The sequence below is a fragment of the Pseudoalteromonas sp. 19-MNA-CIBAN-0066 genome, assembly GCF_040308705.1.
Taxonomy (GTDB): Bacteria; Pseudomonadota; Gammaproteobacteria; order Enterobacterales; family Alteromonadaceae; genus Pseudoalteromonas; species Pseudoalteromonas nigrifaciens.
The window spans coordinates 87,947-113,860 of sequence record NZ_JBEONZ010000010.1; the positions used below are offsets into that span (position 1 = coordinate 87,947).

28 protein-coding genes are annotated in these 25,914 nt (G+C 40.2%); 19 read left to right on the top strand and 9 right to left on the bottom strand.

The genetic code is table 11. The features are described from left to right. Positions 1-3: 3 nt before the first annotated feature. The 3 genes from AAEZ18_RS08420 to AAEZ18_RS08430 form a co-directional block, all read right to left on the bottom strand. Positions 4-1,020 (bottom strand): aspartate carbamoyltransferase, encoded by a 1,017-nt coding sequence (locus tag AAEZ18_RS08420; RefSeq protein ID WP_011328911.1) that lies wholly within the window; start codon positions 1,018-1,020, stop codon positions 4-6. A gap of 117 nt (positions 1,021-1,137) precedes the next feature. Then, the gene (locus AAEZ18_RS08425) at positions 1,138-1,572 is read right to left on the bottom strand and encodes a CopD family protein (protein ID WP_011328910.1); all 435 of its coding nucleotides are present in this window, start codon (positions 1,570-1,572) and stop codon (positions 1,138-1,140) included. A gap of 16 nt (positions 1,573-1,588) precedes the next feature. Beyond that, positions 1,589-3,271, bottom strand: coding sequence for a chloride channel protein (locus AAEZ18_RS08430; protein ID WP_058373927.1), 1,683 nt, complete (start codon positions 3,269-3,271; stop codon positions 1,589-1,591). 253 nt (positions 3,272-3,524) lie between these two features. On the opposite strand from AAEZ18_RS08430, the gene erpA reads away from it, so the two are divergent. Next, positions 3,525-3,863 carry an iron-sulfur cluster insertion protein ErpA gene (gene erpA, locus AAEZ18_RS08435; RefSeq protein ID WP_011328908.1) on the top strand — a complete coding sequence of 113 codons (339 nt, stop codon included), beginning with the start codon at positions 3,525-3,527 and terminating at the stop codon, positions 3,861-3,863. A gap of 315 nt (positions 3,864-4,178) precedes the next feature. Here the strand turns inward: erpA and AAEZ18_RS08440 are convergent, their stop codons facing one another. Continuing rightward, positions 4,179-4,367, bottom strand: coding sequence for a hypothetical protein (locus AAEZ18_RS08440; RefSeq protein ID WP_011328907.1), 189 nt, complete (start codon positions 4,365-4,367; stop codon positions 4,179-4,181). 387 nt (positions 4,368-4,754) lie between these two features. Here AAEZ18_RS08440 and AAEZ18_RS08445 point away from each other — a divergent pair, with 387 nt between their 5' ends. After that, positions 4,755-4,994 carry a helix-turn-helix domain-containing protein gene (locus AAEZ18_RS08445; protein ID WP_011328906.1) on the top strand — a complete coding sequence of 80 codons (240 nt, stop codon included), beginning with the start codon at positions 4,755-4,757 and terminating at the stop codon, positions 4,992-4,994. Positions 4,995-5,069: 75 nt separating this feature from the next. Here the strand turns inward: AAEZ18_RS08445 and AAEZ18_RS08450 are convergent, their stop codons facing one another. From AAEZ18_RS08450 to AAEZ18_RS08465, 4 genes are read right to left on the bottom strand one after another with little or no spacing between them, the layout of a single operon-like run. Then, on the bottom strand, positions 5,070-6,449 hold the full coding sequence (locus AAEZ18_RS08450; protein ID WP_011328905.1) for an AmpG family muropeptide MFS transporter: 1,380 nt from the start codon (positions 6,447-6,449) through the stop codon (positions 5,070-5,072). Positions 6,450-6,499: 50 nt separating this feature from the next. Beyond that, positions 6,500-7,120 carry a peptidylprolyl isomerase gene (locus AAEZ18_RS08455; protein WP_011328904.1) on the bottom strand — a complete coding sequence of 207 codons (621 nt, stop codon included), beginning with the start codon at positions 7,118-7,120 and terminating at the stop codon, positions 6,500-6,502. A gap of 2 nt (positions 7,121-7,122) precedes the next feature. Then, on the bottom strand, positions 7,123-7,683 hold the full coding sequence (locus tag AAEZ18_RS08460) for a YajG family lipoprotein (RefSeq protein ID WP_182678696.1): 561 nt from the start codon (positions 7,681-7,683) through the stop codon (positions 7,123-7,125). Beyond that, positions 7,684-8,832: a methyltransferase gene (locus AAEZ18_RS08465; protein ID WP_011328902.1), complete on the bottom strand. Its 1,149-nt coding sequence runs from the start codon at positions 8,830-8,832 to the stop codon at positions 7,684-7,686. 43 nt (positions 8,833-8,875) lie between these two features. On the opposite strand from AAEZ18_RS08465, the gene AAEZ18_RS08470 reads away from it, so the two are divergent. From AAEZ18_RS08470 to cyoE, 17 genes are all read left to right on the top strand, one after another. Next, positions 8,876-9,466 carry an alpha-ketoglutarate-dependent dioxygenase AlkB family protein gene (locus AAEZ18_RS08470; protein ID WP_011328901.1) on the top strand — a complete coding sequence of 197 codons (591 nt, stop codon included), beginning with the start codon at positions 8,876-8,878 and terminating at the stop codon, positions 9,464-9,466. A gap of 62 nt (positions 9,467-9,528) precedes the next feature. Beyond that, positions 9,529-9,834 (top strand): BolA family protein, encoded by a 306-nt coding sequence (locus AAEZ18_RS08475; RefSeq protein WP_011328900.1) that lies wholly within the window; start codon positions 9,529-9,531, stop codon positions 9,832-9,834. Positions 9,835-9,950: 116 nt separating this feature from the next. Beyond that, positions 9,951-11,144 carry an enoyl-ACP reductase FabV gene (gene fabV, locus AAEZ18_RS08480; protein ID WP_086993907.1) on the top strand — a complete coding sequence of 398 codons (1,194 nt, stop codon included), beginning with the start codon at positions 9,951-9,953 and terminating at the stop codon, positions 11,142-11,144. Positions 11,145-11,489: 345 nt separating this feature from the next. Then, complete coding sequence (locus AAEZ18_RS08485) at positions 11,490-12,833, top strand: Na(+)-translocating NADH-quinone reductase subunit A (protein ID WP_011328898.1); 1,344 nt, start codon at positions 11,490-11,492, stop codon at positions 12,831-12,833. Between the two features lie 4 nt (positions 12,834-12,837). After that, on the top strand, positions 12,838-14,040 hold the full coding sequence (locus tag AAEZ18_RS08490) for an NADH:ubiquinone reductase (Na(+)-transporting) subunit B (protein ID WP_011328897.1): 1,203 nt from the start codon (positions 12,838-12,840) through the stop codon (positions 14,038-14,040). Next, the gene (locus tag AAEZ18_RS08495; protein ID WP_011328896.1) at positions 14,033-14,806 is read left to right on the top strand and encodes a Na(+)-translocating NADH-quinone reductase subunit C; all 774 of its coding nucleotides are present in this window, start codon (positions 14,033-14,035) and stop codon (positions 14,804-14,806) included. The genes AAEZ18_RS08490 and AAEZ18_RS08495 overlap by 8 nt, the downstream gene beginning before the upstream one ends. Then, positions 14,806-15,438, top strand: a complete 633-nt coding sequence (locus AAEZ18_RS08500) for an NADH:ubiquinone reductase (Na(+)-transporting) subunit D (protein WP_011328895.1) — start codon at positions 14,806-14,808, stop codon at positions 15,436-15,438. Before AAEZ18_RS08495 ends, AAEZ18_RS08500 begins: the two co-directional genes overlap by 1 nt. Positions 15,439-15,448: 10 nt before the next feature. Then, positions 15,449-16,057, top strand: coding sequence for an NADH:ubiquinone reductase (Na(+)-transporting) subunit E (nqrE, locus tag AAEZ18_RS08505; protein ID WP_011328894.1), 609 nt, complete (start codon positions 15,449-15,451; stop codon positions 16,055-16,057). An 18-nt stretch (positions 16,058-16,075) separates the two neighbouring features. Further along, positions 16,076-17,308, top strand: a complete 1,233-nt coding sequence (gene nqrF / locus AAEZ18_RS08510) for an NADH:ubiquinone reductase (Na(+)-transporting) subunit F (protein WP_011328893.1) — start codon at positions 16,076-16,078, stop codon at positions 17,306-17,308. A 159-nt stretch (positions 17,309-17,467) separates the two neighbouring features. After that, positions 17,468-18,499, top strand: coding sequence for an FAD:protein FMN transferase (locus AAEZ18_RS08515; protein WP_011328892.1), 1,032 nt, complete (start codon positions 17,468-17,470; stop codon positions 18,497-18,499). A 94-nt stretch (positions 18,500-18,593) separates the two neighbouring features. Further along, positions 18,594-18,806 carry a (Na+)-NQR maturation NqrM gene (gene nqrM, locus AAEZ18_RS08520; RefSeq protein ID WP_011328891.1) on the top strand — a complete coding sequence of 71 codons (213 nt, stop codon included), beginning with the start codon at positions 18,594-18,596 and terminating at the stop codon, positions 18,804-18,806. A gap of 453 nt (positions 18,807-19,259) precedes the next feature. Further along, on the top strand, positions 19,260-19,679 hold the full coding sequence (locus tag AAEZ18_RS08525; protein WP_041454755.1) for a hypothetical protein: 420 nt from the start codon (positions 19,260-19,262) through the stop codon (positions 19,677-19,679). A gap of 315 nt (positions 19,680-19,994) precedes the next feature. Then, positions 19,995-20,909, top strand: coding sequence for a ubiquinol oxidase subunit II (gene cyoA / locus AAEZ18_RS08530; RefSeq protein WP_058373916.1), 915 nt, complete (start codon positions 19,995-19,997; stop codon positions 20,907-20,909). Between the two features lie 2 nt (positions 20,910-20,911). Then, on the top strand, positions 20,912-22,915 hold the full coding sequence (gene cyoB, locus AAEZ18_RS08535; RefSeq protein WP_350594414.1) for a cytochrome o ubiquinol oxidase subunit I: 2,004 nt from the start codon (positions 20,912-20,914) through the stop codon (positions 22,913-22,915). Further along, positions 22,912-23,559, top strand: coding sequence for a cytochrome o ubiquinol oxidase subunit III (gene cyoC, locus AAEZ18_RS08540; protein ID WP_350594415.1), 648 nt, complete (start codon positions 22,912-22,914; stop codon positions 23,557-23,559). Before cyoB ends, cyoC begins: the two co-directional genes overlap by 4 nt. Next, the gene (gene cyoD, locus AAEZ18_RS08545; RefSeq protein WP_011328885.1) at positions 23,559-23,918 is read left to right on the top strand and encodes a cytochrome o ubiquinol oxidase subunit IV; all 360 of its coding nucleotides are present in this window, start codon (positions 23,559-23,561) and stop codon (positions 23,916-23,918) included. Before cyoC ends, cyoD begins: the two co-directional genes overlap by 1 nt. 9 nt (positions 23,919-23,927) lie before the next feature. Beyond that, positions 23,928-24,812: a heme o synthase gene (gene cyoE, locus AAEZ18_RS08550; protein WP_011328884.1), complete on the top strand. Its 885-nt coding sequence runs from the start codon at positions 23,928-23,930 to the stop codon at positions 24,810-24,812. 158 nt (positions 24,813-24,970) lie between these two features. Here cyoE and AAEZ18_RS08555 read toward each other — a convergent pair whose 3' ends face one another. Further along, positions 24,971-25,879, bottom strand: a complete 909-nt coding sequence (locus tag AAEZ18_RS08555) for a histone deacetylase family protein (protein WP_011328883.1) — start codon at positions 25,877-25,879, stop codon at positions 24,971-24,973. Between the last annotated feature and the right edge of the window lie 35 nt (positions 25,880-25,914).

Genomic DNA, 25,914 nt, shown 5'->3' on the forward strand with positions numbered 1-25,914 from the left:
GGTTTAGCTATCGCGTTTGCGGCTAAACCAAGGTACGTCTACTTCATACTGCTCGACTTTGTTTTCTACGCCGAGGGTTAAAGCAAACAGTGCCATACGAATTAATACGCCATTTTGTACTTGGCGAAATATAGCTAAATTGTCATTTGCGTTTAAGTCGTTATCTAGCTCGTTGGCTTCTAGGCGACTATCGCGTGGTAGCGGGTGCATTAACACTGAATTAGGTTTGCAATGTGCAGTGTAAATTGATTGACTAATTCTAAACCCACCACGGTATTTGTTGGCTTCTTCTTGCGAAGGAAAGCGCTCTTCTTGAATACGCGTTTGATAAACTATGTCGGCAGCTAAGTTACCTTCCATTTTGTTTACCAATTCAATTTTATGACCTGCATTATCTACTGCATCTAATATATAGCTAGGCATTTGTAGACCATCGGGTGCAACCATCGAGAATTTCACGTTTTTATAGTGGCATAATAGTTTTGATAAAGAGTGCACAGTGCGACCATATTTTAAATCGCCTACTAGCGCAATGTGCATACCATCTATGTTTTGCTCAAAACGGTTAAGCTCACGCTCAATGGTTAATAAATCGAGCAGTGCTTGAGTGGGGTGCTCGTTAGGGCCATCGCCACCATTAATCACAGGGATTGAGCAGCCTGTTGCAAATTCACTTACCGAACCTGCATCGGGGTGGCGCATAGCGACAGCATCGGCATACGCCGAAATAACACGGGCGGTGTCGTAAAGCGACTCGCCTTTAGCGAGCGCTGAGCTTTGCATGCCGGTTGTTTCGCGAACGAGTCCGCCGAGTAAGTTAAAAGCGGTGCCAAAGCTTACGCGTGTGCGTGTGCTAGGTTCAAAAAATAAGTTGGCTAAAATGGCACCTTCTAGCACGTTAGTACGCTTTTGTTTTTTAGCGTAGGGTTCCATTTTTTTAGCTACTGCAAATATACGTTCAATACAGTCTCTGTCGAGTTGATTAACTGAGAGTATATTTTCACCTTGGAAACTTAACATGGGGTTATTCCTACTTATTCAAAAAGGCGCGATAATCCTTAAAGGAGCACGCAATCGCGCATATTATAGCAAAGTTACTTAGCTAGTTGGCAGAGTAAATTACCTAGAAACATTTTATTATAAACTGGGTTTTATTACCGCCAGTGCCACTATTATTAATAGTGCTATAACGGGTAACTCATTAAAAATACGATAAAAACGGTCACTTTTAGTGTTACGGTCATGTTTAAAATCAGCTAAAAGCTTAAAACAGTAACCATGGTATAGGTATAAAATAATTACTAGCACTAGTTTATAATGCAACCACATGCTGTACTTAAACCAATCGCGGCCATATTCAACTATAGTGAGTACACCAAATACCGCGGTTAACACGGCAAACGGAGTGACAAAAAAAAGCAGCCTACGTTCCATTACTTTAAGCATAGAGTTGCATGCCCTTTCTTCGCTCATAGCGTGGTACACAAATAACCGTGGTAAGTAAAAAATACCGGCAAACCAGGCAATCATAAAAAATATATGCAAGGTTTTGTAAATTAATAATGCGCTCATATTACCCTCATTTAAATTAAAGTAAGCTGTTACGAATGGTTAAAATATGATGGATTTGATCCCAACGTAGTAATCCCATAATTTGTTGATTATCTAATAAGTTATATACATACAATGCGCCACTGCGCTTATCATTTAATAGCTCAAAGGCATCAGCTAAAGTGGCTTGGCTGCTAATACCGGCCAAGCTAATATAGCTAAGGTTAGTTGCTTGATCCGACATTAAGCTCAAGTCATATTCAGCCAATCGGTAACCATTTTCTTCATCAAATACAATTAATGGGGTTTGGCTGTCCATCGCATCAAGGGTGTTTTTTATTTGCTGTTTATCGTCGGAGTAAAGCAACTTAAAGTCTTCATCCATTTCATCCATTACCCCTACTTTTTGTAGTGCCTCAGTAGCGGGAGATACCTGGTAAGGTAACTCTTGAAAATCCAGCTGTTGTAAAAATATCGAGCGATTACCAAACACTTGCAGCGCGGTAACATAAGCGGTGGTAATAACTATCATTGCAGGCACTATTATTTCTGGAGACGAAGTGAGCTCCATCACTGTGGTTAAAGCCGCAAGCGGTGCATGCAGCGTTGCTGCTAATAATCCTGCCATGCCAAGTACACCATAAGTGCCTGCTATATCTGTACCTGGGCTAATAAACTGGGCAAAAAAGGCCATTAAAGTACCAATTAAAACCCCCAGCCCTATAACCGGTCCAATTAAACCACCGGGAATACCCAAACCTATCGCAAATAATGTGGCGAGTAACTTAGCAATTAAAATAGTAGTTAATAATTGCATGTCTTCAGGGGATTCAACCGCAATAGTTATCGCACTCATACCCGACCCCATAGCTTGGGGGACGGTATACGCAATTAAGCTGGCAATACAGCCAGCAATAAGTAAGCGAGGAAACATGCTAAGTGGTTTAAACGTTTTAATAATTAACATTAAGTTTTGATTAAAACTATAGGCTATTGCGCCCAGCGCCATGCCACACAGTATTAAGTACGGGTAATGCCAGCCACTTAACGGAGCAATGCTTATAAGTGCTAACTCTGAGCCTTCGCCAAATACAAATTGGGTTGCTAAAGCGCCAGTAACAGCTGCAAGCATAATTGGCACAAATATATGTACTTTGTATTCTCGAAGTACTACTTCCATTACAAAAATAACCGCTGCTAACGGCGTGTTAAACGAGGCGGCAATACCAGCTGCAATGCCACAGCCACTAAGGGTACGCATGGCATTATGAGGTAAGTGCAGTTTAGTTGCTAAGATACTTGCCCCAGTTGCACCTAAATGCACCGAAGGTCCTTCGCGTCCCACCGAAAAGCCGCTGATGAGAGCCAATGCACCACCAACAAATTGGTTAAGGGTGTTATACAGTGGCATTTGCCCGTAATGGCGTTTAATACGATGAATTACAAACGGAATACCCAAGCGATAATGTTTAAAGCCAGTAAAAGCCGCAAAAAGCGCAATTAAGAGTGCCGCAATAAGGGGCATTAATACGCGTTCTAAAGTGGGGAGGGTGGTAAAGTCGTCGGGAGTTTCTAAAAATATACTTTGAAAAAAAAGAATCGTTAAGCGAAATAAAATAATAAAAAATGCAGCTATTAATCCGGCACTTACGCCTAATAAGCATAATTGTACGGATGTTTTAGGTTTGGCTAATCGACGCCTGAGTTGCTCAAGCCACATGCTTTATTTCCCCGCAGCATTTTTCAGCGGTCATTTTAGCAAAAGCCACTCGCTAAGTCGTTGTGATTTTGTAAAATAATTACATTTATAGAAAAGTTAACGTTAAAATACGCAAATAAGCGATGCTGGACTCAATATTTAGGTTTAGTTTGCTACTAACAGCAGCGAGTGCCTGCAACCTTTATTTTACTATACTTGATTAAAACACTCGGGTATTAGATAATCACGGCATTACGATATTGAGGGTTTTAAAATGTCTGAAGAATTACCAATTAAGTTCACTGACGCGGCAGCCGATCGTGTTAAACAGTTAATCGATGAAGAAGAAAATCCAGAACTTAAATTACGCGTATATGTAACGGGTGGTGGTTGTTCTGGTTTTCAGTACGGTTTTACCTTTGATGAAAAGGCCAATCCAGGTGATTTAGAAATCGTCAAAAATGGCGTGATGCTGGTGGTTGATCCGATGAGTTTACAATATTTAGTAGACGGCGAAGTTGATTACACTGAAGGATTAGAAGGCGCACGCTTTTTTGTAACTAATCCTCATGCAACTACAACCTGTGGCTGTGGTTCAAGCTTTACTATTTAACAAGGGTCTGTTGATCTTTCAAGGTTAAATTTGCAGCAGTCTGTTTGGTGTTTAGGCAAGGCAGAGCCTATGTGGTGTGGTTATTCCCCATAAATAGGCGATAACGTAGCATCAATGCCAAACAGGCGCTGCCCGAAGGGTTCTGCCTAGGGGCAATTAACTCTTTGTTGCTCGGTTTTCACTTAGCCCACTAGGTTACAAACCTAGCGCCGCGATTAAATTGCCCCTAGTTGGAACAAATATTAACCCGCAAAGGTCAACAAACCCTGGGTAAACAATAAAATATTAAAGCCGCTTTTGCGGCTTTTTTAATGCCTAAAATTCGCTAGGAGTGAATTCGGTTATTTGCATCATTAATATAAAAAAGCCAAGTACAAAAGTAGAAAACGCGAGTATATATACAAAGCCTCTTTTGCCTTTTTTAATAGGCACACCATGGTGGCGAAGAAAAAAACACCAGCCTAAGCACAGTATAATAGGAAGTAAAAAAAGTAGCCTGAACATTATTTAGCCTTTTAGGGTGCTCGTTATTGATTAAGCATAAACATGTAACACTAAAATGGAACAAAATTGTTACAAATATTTATTAATGGTTTAAGCTATCTATTCAGGCTTGGTAAATATATATTCATTATTTAACCTGTGCCGAATGTAATTAGCCATTTTACCAATGAGTTAATAGTATACAATATATAAGAATGAGACGGGCAAAATTTCATTCACCACCACAATAAGTAAGTATTATTTATAGCGTTTTTTAGCCCACAATGAGTAATTAGTAAAGCTGAGTTGCAATCAATGCCCAATTAGGCTGTTGTGCAGTGTACTCACTGAGCGCTATTAATAAATTGCATCAATTAGTATTTACACCGCATTAAGTAGGAGATGTACATGATGGGTAAAACAGTTTCATCAGAAGAAAATGCAAAACTGACCAAATGGCTTAAAAGTAAACGTCATGACAAAGGGCATACAATGCGTAGTTTAGCGCAGTTATTAGGCACACCACATTCGTTTATCGGCAAAATTGAAAACCAAGAGCGCCGCTTAGATGTAATTGAATTTGTGCGCTACTGTAATGCACTCGAAGTTGATCCGCATGAGGCATTAAACTTACTTAAAGTTGATTAATAGCCGCAAGTTACTTGGCATATTTTAATGCACCTTTAAATATGCCAAGTAAATAATTTATTTTAAGTATTGAGTTTAAGTATTTTGGTGATAATTACGCTCTAGCTGATACAGTTTATGACGAATTAAGTATAAAAATATCAACGATGGCAACACCATTAATGCCGTAAGAATAAAAAATAGCGACCAGTTACCCGCCAGCCAATCATCTATTACTACCCCACTGTAACTCGACAGTAAAGTACGCCCTAAGTTACCCAGCGACGCAAGTAACGCATAATGTGTTGCACTAAATGCTCTATCGCATAGCATAGATATAAATGCCACCATAGCTACTAGCGACCATGCCTGAGTAAAACCATCAACCACAATAGCCATGGCGTATAAATGCTCTTGTGGGCCGGCAAGTGCAATCCAAGAAAACATTAAATTAGATGCCGCCATTGCCACACCACTAATAAATAAGCCTTTAACAATGCCGTATTTATGATTAAAAATACTGCCTAAAAAGGCAAATACGATGGTAATTAATCCGGTGCCTAGCTTAGAGTAATTGGCTATTTGGGTATTACTAAAGCCAACCTCTTTATAAAATACAATCGACATGCGAGCTAAAAACGCTTCGCCAATTTTAAATAAGAAAATAAATGCAAGCAGTGCCAACGCGGTTTTAACGCCATTTTTAGCAAAAAAGGTTTTAAACGGATCAACCACAGTAACTGCAAGCCAAGCGAGTGTTTTAGTTAATGGTGTTTGCTTGCTGGCGGCAAGTTTTTCAAGGTATACCCGCTCAAGCTCAGCGTGCACTGCTTCGCGGTTTGATTCGGGTTCTTTTGCCCAAAATACACAGCTCATTAGTAGCAGCATTATGGCGGATAAAAAGTAGTATACTTGCGGCCAATCTATCGAAGGTATATCGGCCATATAAAACGGAATGGCCCCAAGTAGCGCATAACCCGACCACCAACCCGAGGTTGCCATGGCAGCGGCGGCGGTCGCTTTGTGAGATTCATTTTCGCCCAGGGCGTCTATTCTAAAAGCGTCAATAGCAATATCTTGAGTGGCAGAGGCTATGGCTATTAATAAACAAAGTGCGGCGACGAGCGCTAAATTGGCTTTTAAATCAAGCCCTGCTAATAGCAGTGTGCCAAGTAAAATAAAGCTTTGGCAAAACAGTATCCAGCTTCGGCGTTGGCCTAACCATTTGTATAAAAAGGGTAGTTTGGTACGATCAATTAACGGCGACCATAAAAAGTTAATGCTGTAAGCGCCAAACACAATGCCAAATAAGCCAATCATACTGCGGCTTAAGCCTTCGTCTTTTAGCCATGCCGACATTACAGAGCCAATCAGCACCCATGGAAAACCACTACTCATACCAAATATAAAAATATTGATAAGGCGTTTGTCTTTAAAATAAGAAAAATATTCGCGAATAGAGAGTGTTTTGCTCATAGGGCCTTCATTGGCTTTAACACAGAGCAGCTAGGCTGCTCTTTTAATTGTTACAGGGGAACTTGTTCAAGTAATTTAATATTTAAAATAACTACAGGCTCTTTGGGTACAAAGTCGTAGCCAATTTTTTCGTTAAATCCGGTTTTTACCGCCATAATTTTATCTAGCGTGTCGTAGCCGTCCATTACATTGCCAAATACCGCAAACCCCCATTCTCTGCCAGGGTTTAAATGGTCGTTATCGTCCATATTAAAAAAGAATTGGCGCGTTCCTGAATGAGGTTGGCGGTCTTGATACGCCATAGCTATGCTATACATATCGTTTTTTAAGCCATTACCGCTTTCGTTAAAAATAGGATCGTTTTCGTGTAGTCCATCGTAGTCTTTATCGTAGCCGCCACCTTGAATAACAAAGTCGCGGTCGTTTTCTACATCACGCTCAATACGATGAAACACACTGCCTTGATAGCTTTTATCCATTACGTAGGTTAAAAAGTTATTTGCAGTAATGGGGGCTTTAGAGCGGTCAAGCTCAATCACTATGCTACCCAGTGAAGTGACTATTTCAACACGCGGAAAAATATTATCTTTTTGTACAAAACGGCCTTCTTGAGCAGCAAGCGTAGTGGTACTAAAGAATAGGCTTAAGCAGATTAAAAAAAGTCGTTTCATTGTTAACCTTCTAAAAATTCTATTAATTCAGGGTCAGATACAATGCGGGTAATAATTTGCTCAGTCAACTTATTAAGCTGACCTTCTATTTTTGCTCTGTCGTGCCCCAGTGGCCCTGCTAAATTAGCATTGCCTCGGTATACTTTGCTAAAGTTACTGGTAGCGCGAATAACACGCACGCCAAACTCTATAGAAGCCGCGCTGGTGTGGCTCATTAGTTTTTCGGTAACAACTGCTTGCAAAGCATGAATATCTACTTCAAAGCGCACCGTGGCTAAGTTAGAAATGCTGGCACCGTTACGACTTAGGGCGCTGTCGAGCGCACTTTTTACTGAGGCTGTAATACCATGGCTGGCAAAAGTTTTAGTTTTGTCAGACTCTATAAGTTTTAAGGTGGCAGTATCGCCTCTTAAATCAATTACACTGGTACTTAAGCTGTTGTTGATTGAACTTATTTGCCCATTTTTATAAACAGGATTAAGTATTATCTGATTTGGCTGATTACTACATGCAGGCAGTGCCAAAAACACCAACCAAGGTAAAAGGTATTTTATAATTTGCATTTATAACATTCCGGTATTTTTTGTGGCACTAAGTACAACAAACTTTTTGTTAGAACCTAGTAGCTTGCAGTTACCAAACATACGGTTTAGTTTGTCGTGGTAATCTAAATGACGGTTACCAATAATACGCAATTCGCCACCTTCTTTTAAAGTATCTTTTGCTTCTTTAAACATTTGCCATGCAATGTGGTCGGTAACCGCTTGAGCTTGATGAAATGGCGGGTTACATAGCACCATATCAACACTGTCGCGCTCAAATCCCGATAAACAGTCATTTTCAACAAATGAACATTGCTCATATTTAGCTTCCATATTGAGCTCTACATTCAAGCGTGCCGATTCAACGGCCATATACGACTCATCAACAAAAGTAATATTTGCATTTGGGCAACGCGATAATGCCATTAAACCCACCACGCCATTACCACAGCCTAAATCAATAATGCTTTTAGCTTTATTGGTTTCTGGTAAGTAGTTAAAAAAGAACCGTGCGCCAATATCTAATGAATCACGCGAAAACACATTTGCATGGTTACTAATAGTAAAGTCAGTGCCTTCAAGTGGCCAATTTACCGGAAAATCAGCGGCTTTATACCCACCTTGTGCGTGGCTTATAATTAAGCGTGACTTTTTAACCGCTAAACTTGTTTTTGTTTCGCCAATAAACTGCTCAAACGCTTTAATTGTTGAATTATGCACATCTTTTGTTTTTGCCGCGGCAATAACAGGCGTTCCGGGTGCAAGCACTTCGCTAAGCTCAGACAGTTGATACTGTAAAAAGCCTAATGTGCGTGGTACTTTAATAAGTACCAAATCAACTTGTTCAGGTAAAGCCGATAAACTATCGAGCTGGCTAAAGGTAATAGCAGGTATTTTATTCTCTGCTAAGTTATAAGCTGCTGCTTGGTGGCTAATATAAGAGTCGTTTACTGAACAAACCGTTAATTGCTTGTGGCTAAAATAACAAGAAAGCGCGCCAAAACTATCATTTAAAATCAGCAAAGAGCGACAATCAGGATGATGTTCGCTAACATAGTCGATTAAATATTCGTCGGCTGAATCCCAAGCTTGTAAGCTGCGGTTTTTTTGATCCAAAGGAAAGCGTTCAAGAGTAAAGGTTTTATCGCCGAGCTGTGCTTGCATGGTCATAATAGTTTAGTGATCAGTAATCAAATGATAGGTAAATTCTAACATGCAACGGCCAAACGCCAACCCCCAACTGTTACCAAATGGCTTTTCTTATCAAAGTAGGGCGCTTAGTGCACAAAAAAGCCTCGATTTGTTCTACTATTTACAGCAAAACCTGTGTTGGCAGCAGCCTAATGTTACGGTTTACAATAAAACGGGGCCAATTCCTCGGCTGCAGTGTTTTATCAGTGAAAACAATATTGAGTATGGTTATTCTCACAGTAAGTTAATAGTAGAGCCTTGGCCTGATGTTTTACTGGCGATGCGCAAACGTTTAGAGCGGCATTTAAACCAGCCATTAAATTCACTATTAGTAAATTATTACCGCGATGGTAACGATACTATGGGGTGGCATAGCGACGATGAAGCAGAGCTTGGCCATCAACCTACTATCGTTTGTATATCGCTTGGGGCTGAGCGAGTATTAAAACTAAAACACAAAGCTAGCAATAAAGTTACTAATTTAAAGCTACATAGCGGCAGCTGTTTAATTATGAGTGGCAATAGTCAGCGCGACTATCAACACGCTATTGCTAAGCAAACTACCTTGGCTCATCCGCGAATAAGTTTAACCTTTCGCTTGATAAAGCGTTAGCCATTAGGCTTAGCAAGTTGCTATAGTGGGCTTATAAATAAGTAACAATAATGGTTTATGTCATGCAGCAACAAATTCAACAAAAAATCAGCGATGCAATTGCCTGTAAGCATTTAAATGTAATTAACGAAAGCCATATGCACAGTGCTGGCAGCGACTCGCATTTTAAAGTGATAGTGGTTAGCGAAGAGTTTGCTGGTAAGCGCTTATTACAGCGCCATCGCGAAATTAATGAAATTTTAAAAGATGAATTAGCCAATCATATTCATGCACTGGCTATTCATACTTATACGCCAGATGAGTTTGCTGAACATAATGGTGAAGCGCCTGATTCACCCAATTGTATGGGTGGCTCTAAGTCAGCTTAAACAATTAATAGCGATTTGATTGATGTTTACACTCAAGATTAACTGATCAGATCAGTGTTTTTAGTATTAGCCTTTAAACTAGCGCTAATTTTTATTGTAAAGATATAGGATGATCAATGGTCATTAAGCCTAAAATTCGTGGATTTATCTGCACCAATGCCCACCCAGTGGGCTGTAGCGAACATGTTCAAGAACAAATTAATTATGTAAAGCAACAAGGTGCATTAAAAAATGCGCCTAAAAATGTATTAGTTATTGGTGCCTCTACAGGCTATGGCCTTGCATCGCGTATTACTGCGGCGTTTGGTGGCGGTGCTAAAACATTAGGTATTTTCTTTGAAAAAGAAGGCACTGAGCGCAAAACGGGTTCTGCAGGTTGGTACAATACAGCTGCATTTCAAAATGCTGCAGACGAAGCAGGCCTTTGGTCAAAAAATATTAATGGCGATGCGTTCTCAAACGAAATTAAGCAAAAAGCAATTGATACTATTAAAGCCGATTTAGGCAAAGTAGATTTAATTATTTACAGCTTAGCGTCTCCGCGTCGTACCGATCCTAATACCGGTGAAGTGTTCTCATCTACGCTTAAGCCAATTGGTAATGCAGTTACAACTAAAAATCTGAATACCTCAAAGCGTGAAATTGATGAAATAACCGTTGAAGCGGCAAACCAAGATGATATCGACAATACTATTAAAGTAATGGGCGGTGAAGATTGGGAAATGTGGATTGATGCACTAAAACAAGCCGATGTGCTAGCCGATAACTTCAAAACCACTGCTTATACCTACATAGGTAAAGAGCTAACATGGCCAATATACGGGCATGCAACGATTGGTAAAGCAAAAGAAGATTTGGATCGTGCAACGGCTGCTATTAAAGCTTCGACTAGTGATTTAAATGGCGAAGCGTATGTATCGTCACTTAATGCGGTAGTAACACAAGCTAGCTCGGCTATTCCTATTATGCCTTTGTATATTTCTGCTTTATTTAAAGTGATGAAGGCCGATGGCACCTACGAAGGTACTATTGAGCAAATACAGGCGTTATTTAGCGAAAACTTATACGGCGACACGCCACGTTTTGACGAAGGCGGTCATTTATTCCAAAACTATAAAGAGCTAGAAGATGACGTACAAGCACGTATTCAAGCTATTTGGGATAAAGTAGATACTAGTAGCATTGATGAACTAACCGATTATGTTGGTTATCATAATGAGTTTTTACGCTTGTTTGGTTTTGGTATACAAGGCGTAGATTATGAGCAAGAGGTTGACCCTGTTCAGCCTATTGCGAATATGATTGACTAATCAATTGTACAAAACAGTTTGAAAAGTCGCCTAGTGCGACTTTTTTATTACTGATTTTTTTATAAAAATAATGTTTCTTAGTAAACGTACAACTTTGGTCTAGCTTGAATTTTATTAAATAGCTACATCAAGCGTAAATAAGTCTTTCTCTGGTATAATTTTTATAAATACACTCGCATAGTGTTGCACAATGATGTTAAAATCATAGCAATATGTGAGGAGTTTTACTGCGTTGCTTGTTTAGTATTTATAGCAAGTTAGTTTTACACAACTTGTTATAGTTAATATGGCGACGTGGTTGATACGATTTTTCAGTTTCTTTCCGTTAATGTAGTGCAAGTGCGTATGATCAATATAAAAAAAGGTCTGGACTTACCCATAGAGGGCGCTCCTCAGCAAGTTATTCATGATGGTTCTACCGTCAAACGTGTAGCTGTGCTAGGTGAAGAATTTATCGGTATGCGTCCAACCATGCATGTTCGTGTGGATGACCAAGTGAAAAAAGGCCAGGTACTTTTTGAAGATAAAAAGAACCCAGGTGTATTATTTACTGCTCCAGCTTCTGGCACAGTAAAAGAAATTAATCGTGGTGCTAAACGTGTACTGCAATCTGTTGTTATTGAAGTTAACGGCAGTGAGCAAATCACCTTTGGTACTTTTTCTGATGCCGAGCTTTCGAGCTTAGATCGTGAAAAAGCCAAAGAAGTACTTATACAGTCTGGTCAGTGGACAGCACTTCGTGCTCGCCCATTCAGTAAAGTAGCGGCAGTGGATGCAAATCCTAGCTCTATTTTTGTGACCGCAATCGACACTAATCCACTTGCTGCAGATCCTGCGGTAATTATTGCTGAAAATGTGCAAGCATTCGAAGCAGGTTTAGCTGTTGTGTCGCGTTTAACCGACGGTAAAGTATTTGTTTGTAAACAAGCAGGTAGCCAAGTTCCTAGCTCATCTATAGCTCAAGTAGAAGTACATGAGTTTGGTGGTGTGCATCCGGCTGGCCTTGTTGGCACACATATCCATCATCTTGATGCAGTATCTATTAGCAAGCAGGTTTGGCATATTGGTTACCAAGACGTTATCGCCTTTGGTCACTTATTCCTTACCGGTGAAATTTACACTGATCGTGTAATTTCTCTTGCAGGTCCTCGCGTTAAAAACCCTCGTTTAGTGAAAACACAATTAGGTGCTTCATTGGATGATTTAGTTGCTGGCGAATTAGAAGACGGTGATAACCGTGTTATTTCTGGTTCAGTATTGTCAGGTTCTATTTCAAACGGTGTTCATGCATTCTTAGGTCGTTACCACGTTCAAGTATCTGTTTTACTTGAAGGTCGCGAAAAAGAATTGTTTGGTTGGATTGCACCAGGTAGTGATAAATTTTCCGTAACGCGTACCTTTATTTCTCACCTTGCACCGAGTCGTTTATTTAAAATGACAACGTCAACAGGTGGTTCAAAACGTGCCATGGTACCAATTGGTAGCTATGAGCGTGTAATGCCGTTAGATATTTTGCCAACTCTATTATTACGCGACCTATTGTCACGCGATGTAGACAGTGCAATGTCATTAGGCGCGCTTGAACTAGATGAAGAAGATTTAGCGTTATGTACCTTCGTTTGTCCGGGCAAATACGAGTATGGCGCAGCCCTACGCGATTGCTTAACTACGATCGAGAAGGAAGGCTAGAGAGATGGGTTTAAAAAAATATCTTGAAGATATCGAGCCGAATTTTGAAGCCGGTGGTAAATATGAAAAGTTTTATGCTCTGTATGAAGCAGCAGCAACTATTTTTTATACACCAGGCTACGTAAATAAAGGCGCGACACACGTTCGTGACAACATCGACCTAAAACGCATGATGATTTTAGTGTGGATGGCAACGTTCCCTGCTATGTTTTTTGGTATGTTCAATATTGGCCATCAGGCCGCTGGTGCTTTAGCACAAGGTTTTGAACTAGCTAATATATGGCAAGTTGATTTGTTTCAACTGTTAGGCGGTCAATTAACCGCTGATGCAGGCTGGGGCGCTAAAATGTTCTACGGAGCGTGTTTCTTCCTACCAATTTATGCAGTTACTTTTGCTGTAGGTGGTTTTTGGGAAGTTATATTTGCTTCAGTGCGTAAACACGAAATTAACGAAGGTTTCTTCGTAACATCAGTGTTATTTGCACTTATTTTGCCAGCAACTATTCCTTTATGGCAAGTTGCGCTTGGTATTACATTTGGTGTTGTAATTGCTAAAGAAATCTTTGGTGGTACAGGTCGTAACTTCTTAAACCCTGCGTTAGCTGGTCGTGCGTTTTTATTCTTCGCATACCCTGCACAAATTTCAGGTGACACAGTATGGACAGCAGTAGATTCGTTCTCTGGTGCGACTATGCTTGGTCAAGCGTTTGTTGGCACACTTGATTTTTCAAACATGGAGTTATGGTGGAATGCGTTTTACGGTTTCATTCAAGGTTCTGTAGGCGAAACATCAACACTTGCATTATTAGTGGGTGGCTTGTTCCTTATTTACGTGCGTATCGCTTCTTGGCGTATAGTGCTAGGTGTATTTTTCGGTATGGTAATCACTGCATTACTGCTAAATACAGTTGGCTCTGAGACTAACCCAGTATTTGCTATGCCTTGGCATTGGCACTTTGTACTAGGTGGTTTTGCGTTTGGTATGTTCTTTATGGCTACCGACCCTGTGTCTGCTGCATTTACCGATAAAGGTAAGTTAGCTTATGGCGCGCTTATTGGTTTTATGGTTGTTATGATCCGTGTTGTGAACCCTGCTTTCCCAGAAGGTATGATGCTAGCAATCTTATTTGCTAACTTATTTGCTCCACTGTTCGATCACTTTGTAGTGCAAGCTAATATCAAACGGAGGTTGGCACGTAATGTCTAGTAATAACGAATCAATCGGTAAAACGTTAGCAGTAGTTGTTGCGCTATGTTTAGTGTGTGCAATTATCGTATCGTTTGCTGCTGTACAGCTTCGTCCTTTACAGCAAGCTAATAAAGCGAAAGATATTCAAAGTAATATCTTAGTTGCAGCGGGAATCGGAAAAGTTGAAAATGTTTCTGAAACATTCAACAACAAAATCGAAGTACGCTTAGTTAATATGAAAACGGGTGAGTCTTTTGCAAGCGACTCAAGTGAAGAAGTTCAGGCTAAGGTTAATGCATTTGACTTTGAAAAAAGTAAATTTGACCCTAAGCTAAGCTTTGCGCTTGCTGAAAAAGGCATTACTGACATTGCGGGCATTCAGCGCGTAACGACAGAGGCACCTGTATACATCTCTAGAGCAGATAATGGGTCAGTTGACACTATTATTGTTCCTATTCAAGGTTACGGTTTATGGGGCTTAATGTATGGTTTCCTTTCGCTTGAAAACGATGGCGAAACAATCAAAAACATTATCTTTTATAAGCATGGTGAAACACCTGGTTTAGGTGGCGAAATCCAAAATCCACAGTGGACTGCAAAATGGGAAGGTAAAGAATTACCTATCGATGTTGTAAAAAGTGGCGCTAGCAATGAGCATCAAATTGATGGTCTATCGGGTGCAACTTTAACGTCTAACGGTGTTGATAATACAGTTGACTTTTGGACTGGTGACAATGGCTTTGGTCCATTCCTTGCGGAAGTACGTAAAGGAGCATTGAAATAATGGCTGATACTAAAGAAATGAAAGCGGTCCTATTTGGTCCGGTTTTAGCTAACAACCCAATCGCACTACAAGTACTTGGTATTTGTTCTGCGCTAGCGGTAACATCTAGCTTAAAAAACGCATTAATCATGTCAATTGCTTTGACCTTGGTAACCGCGTTTTCTAGCTTCTTTATCTCGACTATTCGTAACCAGATCCCATCGTCAGTACGTATTATTGTACAAATGACGATTATTGCATCTTTGGTAATTGTTGTTGACCAAGTACTACAAGCATTTTCTTACGCTACGGCAAAAGAGCTTTCGGTATTTATCGGTCTAATTATTACTAACTGTATTGTAATGGGTCGTGCTGAAGCATACGCAATGAAGTCACCGCCACTTATGTCGTTTCTTGACGGTATTGGTAACGGTTTAGGTTATTCAGTAGTACTACTTACCGTTGGTTTCATTCGTGAACTATTTGGTAAGGGTTCACTATTCGGTGTTGATATTATCCCATTAGTACAAAATGGTGGTTGGTATCAACCTATGGGTCTATTGATATTACCACCGAGTGCATTCTTCATCATTGGTTTATTCATATGGGTACTACGTACTTATAAGAAAGACCAAGTAGAAGCTAAAGCGTAAGGGGCACACAGTGGAACATTATATTAGTTTATTTGTAAAAGCCGTTTTTATTGAAAACTTAGCGTTATCATTCTTCTTAGGCATGTGTACTTTTTTAGCAGTATCTAAAAAAGTAACCACATCAATTGGCCTAGGTGTAGCGGTTATTGTTGTATTAGGTATTTCGGTACCAGTTAACAACTTAGTTTACCATGCAGTGTTAGCACCGGGTTCACTTACGTGGCTTGGTTACCCAGATGCAGATCTTAGCTTTTTACGTTTCTTAACTTTCATTGGTGTTATTGCAGCACTTGTGCAAATTTTGGAAATGGCATTAGATAAGTTCTTCCCAGCACTTTACAACGCGTTAGGTATCTTCTTACCACTAATCACAGTTAACTGTGCAATTTTTGGTGCGGTATCTTTCATGGTTGAGCGTAACTATAACTTCGGCGAGTCTGTGGTTTATGGTATTGGCGCTGGTGTTGGTTGGGCACTTGCAATTACATTACTTGCAGGTATCCGTGAGAAAATGAAATATTCAGACGTTCCAGATGGCTTACGTGGTTTAGGTATTACCTTTATTACTGTTGGCTTAATGGCTCTTGGCTTTATGTCATTCTCTGGTATTTCACTGTAAAGGTAGCGAGGATAAATCATGGGTTATACTGATATTTTCTTAGGAGTTGGTGTTTTCATCGCTATCGTTGTACTACTAGTTTTAGTGATCATTGGTGCTAAATCTCAGTTAGTTGCAAGTGGCGATATCATCATTGGGATTAATGGCGACCCAGACAAAGCCATTAAAACATCAGCAGGTAGCAAGCTATTAGGCGCGCTATCTGAGTCAGGTATTTTCGTATCTTCTGCATGTGGTGGCGGTGGCTCTTGTGGTCAGTGTCGTGTACACATTAAAGAAGGTGGCGGCGATATTCTGCCAACTGAACTTGATCACATTTCTAAAGGTGAAGCCCGTGAAGGCTGTCGTTTAGCGTGTCAGGTAAATGTTAAAAATGACATGGAAATTGAGCTTGAAGAGTCAATTTTCGGTGTTAAAAAATGGGATTGTGAAGTTATCTCTAACGATAACAAAGCAACGTTCATTAAAGAACTTGTACTACAAATTCCAGATGGCGAGTCAGTGCCGTTCCGTGCGGGTGGTTACATCCAAATTGAAGCGCCAGCTCATCATGTTAAATATGCTGATTTCGATGTTCCAGAAGAATATCGTGGTGATTGGAATCATTTTGGTTTCTTCGACCTGGAGTCAAAAGTAGACGAAGAAACAATTCGTGCTTACTCAATGGCTAACTACCCAGAAGAAGAAGGCATCATTATGCTTAACGTGCGTATCGCTGCTCCACCGCCAAGAAACCTAAGCCTGCCATGTGGTAAAATGTCTTCGTACATTTGGTCACTAACTAAAGGCGATAAAGTAACTATTTCTGGTCCATTTGGTGAGTTCTTCGCTAAAAATACTGACGCAGAAATGATCTTCGTTGGTGGTGGTGCTGGTATGGCGCCAATGCGTTCTCATATCTTTGATCAACTTAAACGTTTGAACTCTAAGCGTAAGATGAGCTTTTGGTATGGTGCACGTTCTAGACGCGAAATGTTCTATGTTGAAGATTTTGACGGCCTAGCTGCTGAAAACGATAACTTCGTTTGGCACACCGCGCTTTCAGATCCGCAAGCAGAAGATAACTGGGAAGGCTACACAGGCTTTATCCATAACGTGTTATTTGAGAACTATCTTAAAGATCACGAAGCCCCTGAAGATTGTGAGTACTACATGTGTGGTCCTCCAATGATGAACGCGGCAGTTATTACTATGCTTAAAGATTTAGGTGTTGAAGACGAGAATATCTTACTAGATGATTTCGGTGGCTAATAGCTAAATGGGTTGAACCTATTTCAATCCTTAAAGGTCAACAAGATCTATATCAAAACAACTTAGTTTTGGTTAAAATATCAGCCTCGTAGCATATTATGCTACGAGGCTTTTTTATTCATAAAGTTTTATTCTTAAATTAATGGAAGTAGGGTTGTGATGAATCGTGTAAGTATTCCCCAAGGCATAATGGCCTTGTTTTTAATATCGCTGATTTTTTTACTTAGTGGATGTAATGAAAAACCACAGCCAGAGAGCTTTTACCTAGAAGGTAAAACAATGGGTACTACTTACCATATTAAATTTTACGATGAGCAGCCTCAGCGCGACGTAGTAGTGCTTAAAGAGGAAGTTGACGCTGTTTTACACGATATAAATCAGTCTATGTCAACGTACATACCTGACTCTGAAATAAACACTTTTAACCGTTTACCAGCCAATGAAGTAATGCCAATAAGTGCAGACTTTAGAGCGGTTGTTACTGAGTCAATTCGATTAGGCGAATCAACTAAAACTCTCGATGTTACTATGGGGCCGCTCATTGATTTATGGGGTTTTGGCCCTAATAAAAAACCAACTAAGCGCCCAAGCGATGCAGCCCTAGCAAAAATGTTGGCAAATATTGGCGTTGATAAACTTACCTTAACTGAGCAAGGTTTGGCTAAAACCGTTGATGGCTTAGAGCTGACGTTTTCGGCAACCGCTAAAGGTTATGGCATAGATAAAGTAGCGCAACTTTTAGAAAGCCATAATATTAGTAACTATATGGTAGAAATTGGTGGCGAGCTGCGTATAAGCGGTGTTAAACCCAATAATCAAGACTGGAAAATAGCCATTGAACAACCTGATGCACAGCCAGGTGAGCGTGAAGTGCATCGAGTTTTAGCGCCCGGTACCAATGGTATTGCTACATCGGGCGATTACCGTATTTTTTATGAAATGGAAGGTGAAACATACAGCCATTTAATCGATCCAGTAACAGGTATGCCTAGCCGTCACGATTTAGTATCGGTAACAGTATTGCACCCAAGTGCTATGACAGCAGACGGGCTTGCAACGGCATTAACCGTAATGGGTATGAAAAAAGCCCAAGCTTATGCACAAAAACATGATTTACCAGTGTATTTAATAGGAAAGTCAGATGAGGGTTTAATAACATATTCAAGCCCTGCATTTAAGCCTTATTTATAACGCTTAGGTTTATATTTTAATCACTAAGGTATATAATAACAGTTGCTCAAATATGTTTGAGCCTAATTTATTGCTGAACAATAGGGGCTAAGCAATGTCACTTTTTCTTCTTACTTTTACTTTACTTATTTTGATTGTGGCAGCGATGGCTGTGGGCATGATTGTACAAAAAAAATCTATGGCTGGTAGTTGTGGTGGCCTAGGTGCCGTAGGTATTGATAAAGCCTGCGATTGCGATGATCCATGTGATAAACGTAAACAGCGCATGGCAAAAGAGCAAGTTTGGAAAGAAAATCAAATTATGTAACGTATTTTTTATTTAAAACATACGTGTAAAAAAAAGCCCCCGATATTTAATTATTGGGGGCTTTTTTATATGCGTTATTAATAGCAGAGTAATAACGCATATAAAACGAAAACTAACTTAAGGCTAATTAAATTGTTATTGAACTGGACGTTGTTTTATCAATATAAATAAACAAAATTTGATTAGGTATAAAAATTAATGAAGTAAAAATGCTAAATATTTATTATTTTTTCTTGTGCAGCCCACTTGCTTTGTTATACTCACGTTCGAACTTTCAGTAAGTTTTGAAAGTTCGATTGATACGAATCAATTTCCACTTAGCAAGTTTGTGCTAGTCGGATCTAATTGTATTTAGCAGCTGATTTTAGGCTTACAGCAGGTGTGATTTGTTATTTTTCATTATTTGCGTATTGAGTTATTTTTGTTATTAGTCATTTAAGTAGGTTAATGTCTTTGAACGCACTATCTTGTAATCATACTAATGTTCAGCTTGCCTTTGGCGAGAGTGCATTGTGTGGGCGCTTGAATAAGGCTGGGAAAGGCGTGTGCGTGGCTATAACATTAGTCGTATTTAATACCCTAATGCTGCTAAGCGGAGCTGCAGAGGATGCATTTAGCCTTGAAGCTTTGTTAAGCGATAACACTTTTGTAGAGCCGTTATTACTAACAATTGCTGAATTTTTAGCTTATCCGATTATTTCTAGCCAGTTACTTATTGGCCTTTGTTGGTTATTGTTTCATACATTTTCAGCACGTCGTGCTGGAATAATCCTCCGTAAAGCAGCCTTTGCTTTTAGCGAGGCTAAAGTTAGCCAACCAGTGCAAGCCGCACATGGTTGTCGTGCTCCACCTAGCTTTACAGGTTGTCTGTAAGGTTACCCCTTGTTATTGGTTTAATTATTTTGTCTTGCTGTAAATAATTAGCCTGTTGTAAACAAAGTAGCTCAGTGTTTTTTAAACACATTTCAGCCAACCACCACTCACCCAAGTTAACTTTTATTACGTTATATAAATGCGTTTAGAAAGCTGGGTTTGTTGCTAGGTCTTTATTGGCATGAGCTTTAGATTTTGAATAGCCCCCTTATTTTTTATAATTTGATATTAGTTAACTTGGGTTTACCGATAAACCGTTGCTTAGCGCTATTTTAAAGCAGCACCTTAGAACTTTTAGGTTTGTAGGATAGTCCCTTGATAATTCGTAACCTCTGTAATATTGCTTTAGCTAGTACAGTACTGGCGTTGTCAGGCTGTAAAGGCGGGATACTCGATCCAAAAGGGCAGATAGGCATTGATGAGAAAAACTTAATCATCATAGCTACTGTGCTTATGTTACTGGTAGTGATCCCCGTTATTGTGATGACTTTATATTTCGCTTGGAAATATAGAGACACACAAACTCATGAAATTTACGCTCCCAAATGGGCTCATTCTAATAAGATTGAAGCTGTTGTGTGGGCTGTTCCTATTGTTATTGTTGTTATTTTAGGTGTTATTACTTGGCAGTCTACACAAGCGCTAGACCCTTATAAACCAATTGAAGGCAAAGGCAAGCACCTCACTGTTGAAGTGGTATCGCTAAACTGGAAGTGGTTATTTATTTACCCTGAGCAAGGCATTGCTACGGTTAACGAATTGGTGTTTCCGGCAAACGTGCCGGTTGAATATAAAATCACTTCAGAGAGCACCATGAATTCATTTTTTATTCCGCAATTGGGGAGTCAAATATACTCAATGGCTGGCATGGAAACCAAGCTGCATTTAATCGCCAATGAACCGGGTACTTTTAAAGGTTTTTCGGCCAATTACAGTGGTGCAGGTTTTACCGGTATGAAGTTTAATGCCATTGCTACTCCTACCCAAGCTGGTTTTGACAAATGGGTAAGCGATATAAAAGCACAAGGTAATAACCTTACTCACGCCAATTATGTTGAGCTGGCTAAAGCGAGCGAAAACAACCCAGTGGCCTACTACGGCGACGTTGAAGCAGGCTTATTTCATACCATAGTGATGAAATATATGGGCGCACACGGCGATATGAATAAAAAGCACCCTGCAATGGGCGAGCATTCAACGCACTCATCTCACAGCCAAGGCGAGGAATAACCATGTTGTTTTTAGGTAAACTTTCAATGGATGCAATTCCGTTTCATGAACCCATTATTATGGTAACCATGGCCGTTATTGCATTAGCTGGGCTTATTATTGTCGGGCTTATTACAAAATATAAAAAATGGGGCGTGCTGTGGCGCGACTGGATCACCTCGGTTGATCATAAACGCTTAGGCGTAATGTACATTTTATTAGCGTTAATTATGTTATTTCGTGGGTTTTCTGATGCCATTATGATGCGTGCTCAGTTAGCACTTGCTACCAGTGGAGCTCCTGGGTATTTGCCACCAGAACATTACGACCAAATATTTACCGCACACGGCGTTATTATGATCATCTTTATGGCCATGCCATTTATGATAGGTTTAATGAATATTATAGTGCCATTGCAAATTGGCGCACGTGATGTCGCTTTTCCATTTTTAAATAACTTAAGCTTTTGGCTTACTGCCAGTGGCGCTATTTTAATTAATTTGTCACTTATTTTTGGTGAGTTTGCAAAAACAGGTTGGGTGGCTTATCCACCGCTCTCGGAGCTAACTTTTAGTGCCGGGGTGGGGGTCGACTATTATATATGGGCGTTGCAAATATCAGGGCTTGGCACATTATTAACCGCAGTGAACTTTTTAGTTACCGTGTTTAAAATGCGTGCACCAGGTATGAGCTTAATGAAAATGCCGGTTTTTACTTGGACCTGTACATGGGCTAATATTTTAATTGCCGCATCATTCCCTATTTTAACAGCCGTATTGGCCATGCTAACGCTTGACCGTTATCTCGATTTTCACTTCTTTACCAATGATCTGGGCGGAAACGCCATGATGTACATCAACCTATTTTGGGCGTGGGGTCATCCAGAGGTTTATATTTTAGTGCTGCCAGCATTTGGTGTGTTCTCTGAAATAATTTCTACCTTTACCAGCAAACGTCTATTTGGTTATAAGTCGATGATTTACGCCAGTGGTGCTATCTCTATTTTAGGCTTTATTGTGTGGTTACATCACTTTTTTACCATGGGTTCGAGCGCCAACGTTAATGCGTTTTTTGGGGTAATGACCATGGTTATTGCCGTACCAACCGGGGTTAAATTGTTCAACTGGTTATTTACTATTTACCGTGGTCGTTTACGTATAACCGTACCCGTATTGTGGACGCTTGGCTTTATGGTTACCTTTACCGTAGGTGGCATGACCGGAGTGCTATTAGCAATACCTGGTGCTGACTACGTACTGCATAACAGTTTGTTTTTAATCGCGCATTTTCATAATACTATTATTGGTGGCGCGGTATTTGGCTACCTTGCTGGCTTTGCATTTTGGTTCCCTAAAGCAATGGGCTTTAAGCTAAATGAAGGCTGGGGTAAAGGCGCATTTTGGTGTTGGATTATTGGCTTTTTTGTCGCGTTTATGCCGCTGTACGTATTAGGCTTTTTAGGTATGACCCGTCGTTTAAATCACACCAATAACCCAGATTGGAATATTTGGTTATACATAGCTGCAGTAGGCGCAATCATTATTATGTTTGGTATTATTTGCCAAGTAATTCAATTGTATGTGAGCTTTAGAGACCGTGAAGCACTTGACGATGCTACCGGCGATCCATGGAACGGTCACACGCTTGAATGGTCAACATCGTCACCACCACAGGCTTATAACTTTGCCCAAATACCGCATGTTGACGATATTGATGCCTGGACCGACATGAAAGAAAAAGGCCAAGCTTATCAAGGTAAAATAAGCTATAGCCCAATTCATATGCCTAAAAATACTTCGGCAGGGGTACTTATGGCTGCTAGTTTAACCGCATTTTGTTTTGCCATGATCTGGCATATTTGGTGGTTAGCTGCGGCAGGTTTAGTAGGAGGCATAGCTATATTTATCAAACGTTGTTATGCAAGCGATGTTGACTACTATGTGCAGCCCGACGAAGTAGCACGTATTGAACAAGCACATAACTTAAGTGCCACTATTTTAGCCACTGATAAGGAGCTAAACGCATGAGTACCTTGTCTGTTAGTCAAGAGTCAGTAACTTTAAACTCTGCAATTGTAAATACCAAACAGGATCATGATGCTCACGCGCACCATGATACCTCTAGTAATACTACTTTTGGTTTTTGGCTTTACTTAATGACCGATTGCCTATTGTTTGCCTCGTTTTTTGCTACCTACGCGGTGTTGTTTATGAACACCGCTGGCGGCGTATCGGGTAAAGATATTTTTGAACTCGACTTTGTAGCAGTAGAAACTGCCGCACTGCTTATTAGTAGTATTACCTTTGGTTTTGCGATGATAGCCGCGCAAGGGCAAAAAAAGGCGCTGACCTTAATATGGTTAGCGGTTACTTTTTGTTTAGGTGTGGTGTTTATTAGTATGGAGGTTTACGAATTTAATCACCTAATTGTGCATGGCAATGGTCCACAAAAAAGTGCTTTTTTAACCTCGTTTTTTGCATTAGTTGGCTTGCATGGTTTACACGTAACCGCAGGTTTAATTTGGATGAGTGTAATGATGATTGAAGTTGCTAAACGTGGCTTAGGTAAAGTAACCGTAACGCGTTTGAGCTGCTTAAGCTTGTTTTGGCACTTTTTAGATATTGTGTGGATTTGTGTATTCACCCTAGTTTATTTAATGGGAGCAATGTAATGAGCCACAGTGAAACACATGCTTTAAAGCAAATGCAAAATGAGCATCACCACGATGAATCTCACGGCAGTGTTAAAAGTTATTTAATTGGTTTTGTATTGTCGGTAATTTTAACCGCTATACCATTTTATATGGTAATGAGTGGCGACTTTTCAAAAGCAACCACGCTTTACAGCATTATTACTCTAGCCGTAGTACAAATTTGGGTACATTTAAAATACTTTTTACACCTTAATTTTATTACCGAAGATGGCCGTGCAAGTACCTTCTCGTTTTTATTCAGTGCCCTAATTATTGTTATGGTGGTTGGGCTATCTGTTTGGATTATTTACGAATCTAACGCAATGATGATGTATTAGGAGCTAAAGATGTTTCGTCGTTATTTATCAGTAACTAAGCCAGGTATTATTATGGGTAACTTAATCAGCGTAGCGGGCGGGTTTTTACTAGCCTCCCGCGGTGATATAAACCCATGGCTAATGGTTGCTACCTTAATTGGCTTATCGCTAGTGGTTGCATCAGGTTGTGCTATTAATAATGTGATTGACCGAGATATAGATATTGCCATGGCGCGTACTCGCACCCGGGTAACAGTAACGGGCGAAATGTCTGCAATGGCTGCTTTATGTCATGGGGTGGTATTGGGGATTATAGGCTTTGGTTTATTAATAGCTTATACCACTCCTGCAGCAGTATTTTTTGCCGCCTTTGGTTACTTTATTTATGTAGGGGTTTATAGCCTTTACATGAAGCGTAACTCAGTTTATGGCACTTTTATTGGCAGTTTATCGGGGGCTGTGCCACCGGTTGTTGGTTACTGCGCAGTATCTGGGGAGTTTGATATGGGGGCATTAATTTTACTGGTAATGTTTAGCCTGTGGCAAATGCCGCACTCATACGCCATTGCTATTTTTCGCTTTAAAGATTACCAAGCAGCGGGTATTCCTGTATTACCTGTAGCGCAAGGTATTGATAAAGCAAAACGCCATATTGTGCTTTATATTGCCATATATGCCTTGGTTGTAATGCTGCTACCTATTAGTGGTTATACCGGTGCTGCTTTTATGGCGGTTGCCTGTATTACTAGTTTTTGGTGGCTGTTAATGGCGCTGCGGGGCTATCGTCGTAATATAGATATAAGCGGCTGGGCACGCCAAGTATTCGCGTTTTCAATTATTAATATTACCGCACTTAGTATTGCTATGGCGGTAGATTATCAAAGCATAGCGCCGCAGTTACTAGCCCTGAATTAAGTTTAAGTCGCGGTTAATTTAACCATACCTAGTTAATACACCTAGTTAATAGTACCGAGTTAATTCCAAAGTTAACAAAGGCTCTGAGATATTCGAGGAGCCTTTTTTCGTTTTAACGCGCCGCTGCAATATGTACTTATACCAAAACTCTAAAGCTATTAAAAACGTGCAGCTTGCTCAACTACAATGCCATGACGCTGAGCTAAACGCTGGTGATCTCTGTCGTAACCGCCGCCAATAACCGTAGCTACCGGAGTGTTGTGCTCAAGGCAGCGTTTAAGTACGAGATGGTCGCGCTGCTCTATACCTTGCCAGCTAATATCGAGTTTGCCTAAACCGTCTTGTTGCCACACATCAACTCCCGCATCGTACAGCACTAAATCGGGGTTTAGCTCTTTGAGCAAAAATTGTAGGGTGTCGTCAACTATGCCTAAATACTCAGCGTCTTGCATATTGTTAGTTAAACCAATATCTAAATCGCTAGGGGATTTACGAAACGGAAAGTTTTTTTCGCAATGAATCGAGCAGGTATACGCATAAGGCTGATGTTGCAGCATGGCCGCGGTGCCATCGCCTTGATGTACGTCTAAATCAAAAATAAGTACATTAGTAACCTCACCCGACTCAATTAGTGTTTGCGTAGTAAAAGCCAAGTCGTTAACCATGCAATAGCCTGAGCCAAAATCAGTATGCGCGTGGTGTGTACCGCCTGCTAAATGGCATGCCATACCGTGTTTAAGGGCTAAGCGAGCGGTTTGTAGTGTACCTTGTGGGGCTGTAAAGGTACGCGCCATTAGCTCTTTTGACCAAGGTAGACCAATACGGCGCATGGCTTTTTCGTCTAATTGATTATGATACAGGTCGTGAATATAGTTTTCGCAGTGTACTAATTCTAGTGCCTCTGGCGTACCTAATAACGGCTGTACTAAGTTATCGCCAACTAATCCTAACTGCTTAACGTGCTGGTATAAATGTGCAAATTTACTCATTACAAAGCGATGTTTAGGATCAAAGCTAAACGAGTAATTAGGATGATAAACTAACGGCAAGTGAGGATTTAGGGTCATAAAATTCTATTTGTAGTTATAGTTATAAAACAAAA

Bases quoted from the DNA above. Each gene is read 5' to 3' on its own strand.
- AAEZ18_RS08420 (WP_011328911.1), bottom strand. From the start codon at position 1,020: ATGTTAAGTTTCCAAGGTGAAAATATACTCTCAGTTAATCAACTCGAC.
- AAEZ18_RS08425 (WP_011328910.1), bottom strand. From the start codon at position 1,572: ATGAGCGCATTATTAATTTACAAAACCTTGCATATATTTTTTATGATT.
- AAEZ18_RS08430 (WP_058373927.1), bottom strand. From the start codon at position 3,271: ATGTGGCTTGAGCAACTCAGGCGTCGATTAGCCAAACCTAAAACATCC.
- erpA (WP_011328908.1), top strand. From the start codon at position 3,525: ATGTCTGAAGAATTACCAATTAAGTTCACTGACGCGGCAGCCGATCGT.
- AAEZ18_RS08440 (WP_011328907.1), bottom strand. From the start codon at position 4,367: ATGTTCAGGCTACTTTTTTTACTTCCTATTATACTGTGCTTAGGCTGG.
- AAEZ18_RS08445 (WP_011328906.1), top strand. From the start codon at position 4,755: ATGATGGGTAAAACAGTTTCATCAGAAGAAAATGCAAAACTGACCAAA.
- AAEZ18_RS08450 (WP_011328905.1), bottom strand. From the start codon at position 6,449: ATGAGCAAAACACTCTCTATTCGCGAATATTTTTCTTATTTTAAAGAC.
- AAEZ18_RS08455 (WP_011328904.1), bottom strand. From the start codon at position 7,120: ATGAAACGACTTTTTTTAATCTGCTTAAGCCTATTCTTTAGTACCACT.
- AAEZ18_RS08460 (WP_182678696.1), bottom strand. From the start codon at position 7,683: ATGCAAATTATAAAATACCTTTTACCTTGGTTGGTGTTTTTGGCACTG.
- AAEZ18_RS08465 (WP_011328902.1), bottom strand. From the start codon at position 8,832: ATGACCATGCAAGCACAGCTCGGCGATAAAACCTTTACTCTTGAACGC.
- AAEZ18_RS08470 (WP_011328901.1), top strand. From the start codon at position 8,876: ATGCAACGGCCAAACGCCAACCCCCAACTGTTACCAAATGGCTTTTCT.
- AAEZ18_RS08475 (WP_011328900.1), top strand. From the start codon at position 9,529: ATGCAGCAACAAATTCAACAAAAAATCAGCGATGCAATTGCCTGTAAG.
- fabV (WP_086993907.1), top strand. From the start codon at position 9,951: ATGGTCATTAAGCCTAAAATTCGTGGATTTATCTGCACCAATGCCCAC.
- AAEZ18_RS08485 (WP_011328898.1), top strand. From the start codon at position 11,490: ATGATCAATATAAAAAAAGGTCTGGACTTACCCATAGAGGGCGCTCCT.
- AAEZ18_RS08490 (WP_011328897.1), top strand. From the start codon at position 12,838: ATGGGTTTAAAAAAATATCTTGAAGATATCGAGCCGAATTTTGAAGCC.
- AAEZ18_RS08495 (WP_011328896.1), top strand. From the start codon at position 14,033: ATGTCTAGTAATAACGAATCAATCGGTAAAACGTTAGCAGTAGTTGTT.
- AAEZ18_RS08500 (WP_011328895.1), top strand. From the start codon at position 14,806: ATGGCTGATACTAAAGAAATGAAAGCGGTCCTATTTGGTCCGGTTTTA.
- nqrF (WP_011328893.1), top strand. From the start codon at position 16,076: ATGGGTTATACTGATATTTTCTTAGGAGTTGGTGTTTTCATCGCTATC.
- AAEZ18_RS08515 (WP_011328892.1), top strand. From the start codon at position 17,468: ATGAATCGTGTAAGTATTCCCCAAGGCATAATGGCCTTGTTTTTAATA.
- nqrM (WP_011328891.1), top strand. From the start codon at position 18,594: ATGTCACTTTTTCTTCTTACTTTTACTTTACTTATTTTGATTGTGGCA.
- cyoB (WP_350594414.1), top strand. From the start codon at position 20,912: ATGTTGTTTTTAGGTAAACTTTCAATGGATGCAATTCCGTTTCATGAA.
- cyoC (WP_350594415.1), top strand. From the start codon at position 22,912: ATGAGTACCTTGTCTGTTAGTCAAGAGTCAGTAACTTTAAACTCTGCA.
- cyoD (WP_011328885.1), top strand. From the start codon at position 23,559: ATGAGCCACAGTGAAACACATGCTTTAAAGCAAATGCAAAATGAGCAT.
- cyoE (WP_011328884.1), top strand. From the start codon at position 23,928: ATGTTTCGTCGTTATTTATCAGTAACTAAGCCAGGTATTATTATGGGT.
- AAEZ18_RS08555 (WP_011328883.1), bottom strand. From the start codon at position 25,879: ATGACCCTAAATCCTCACTTGCCGTTAGTTTATCATCCTAATTACTCG.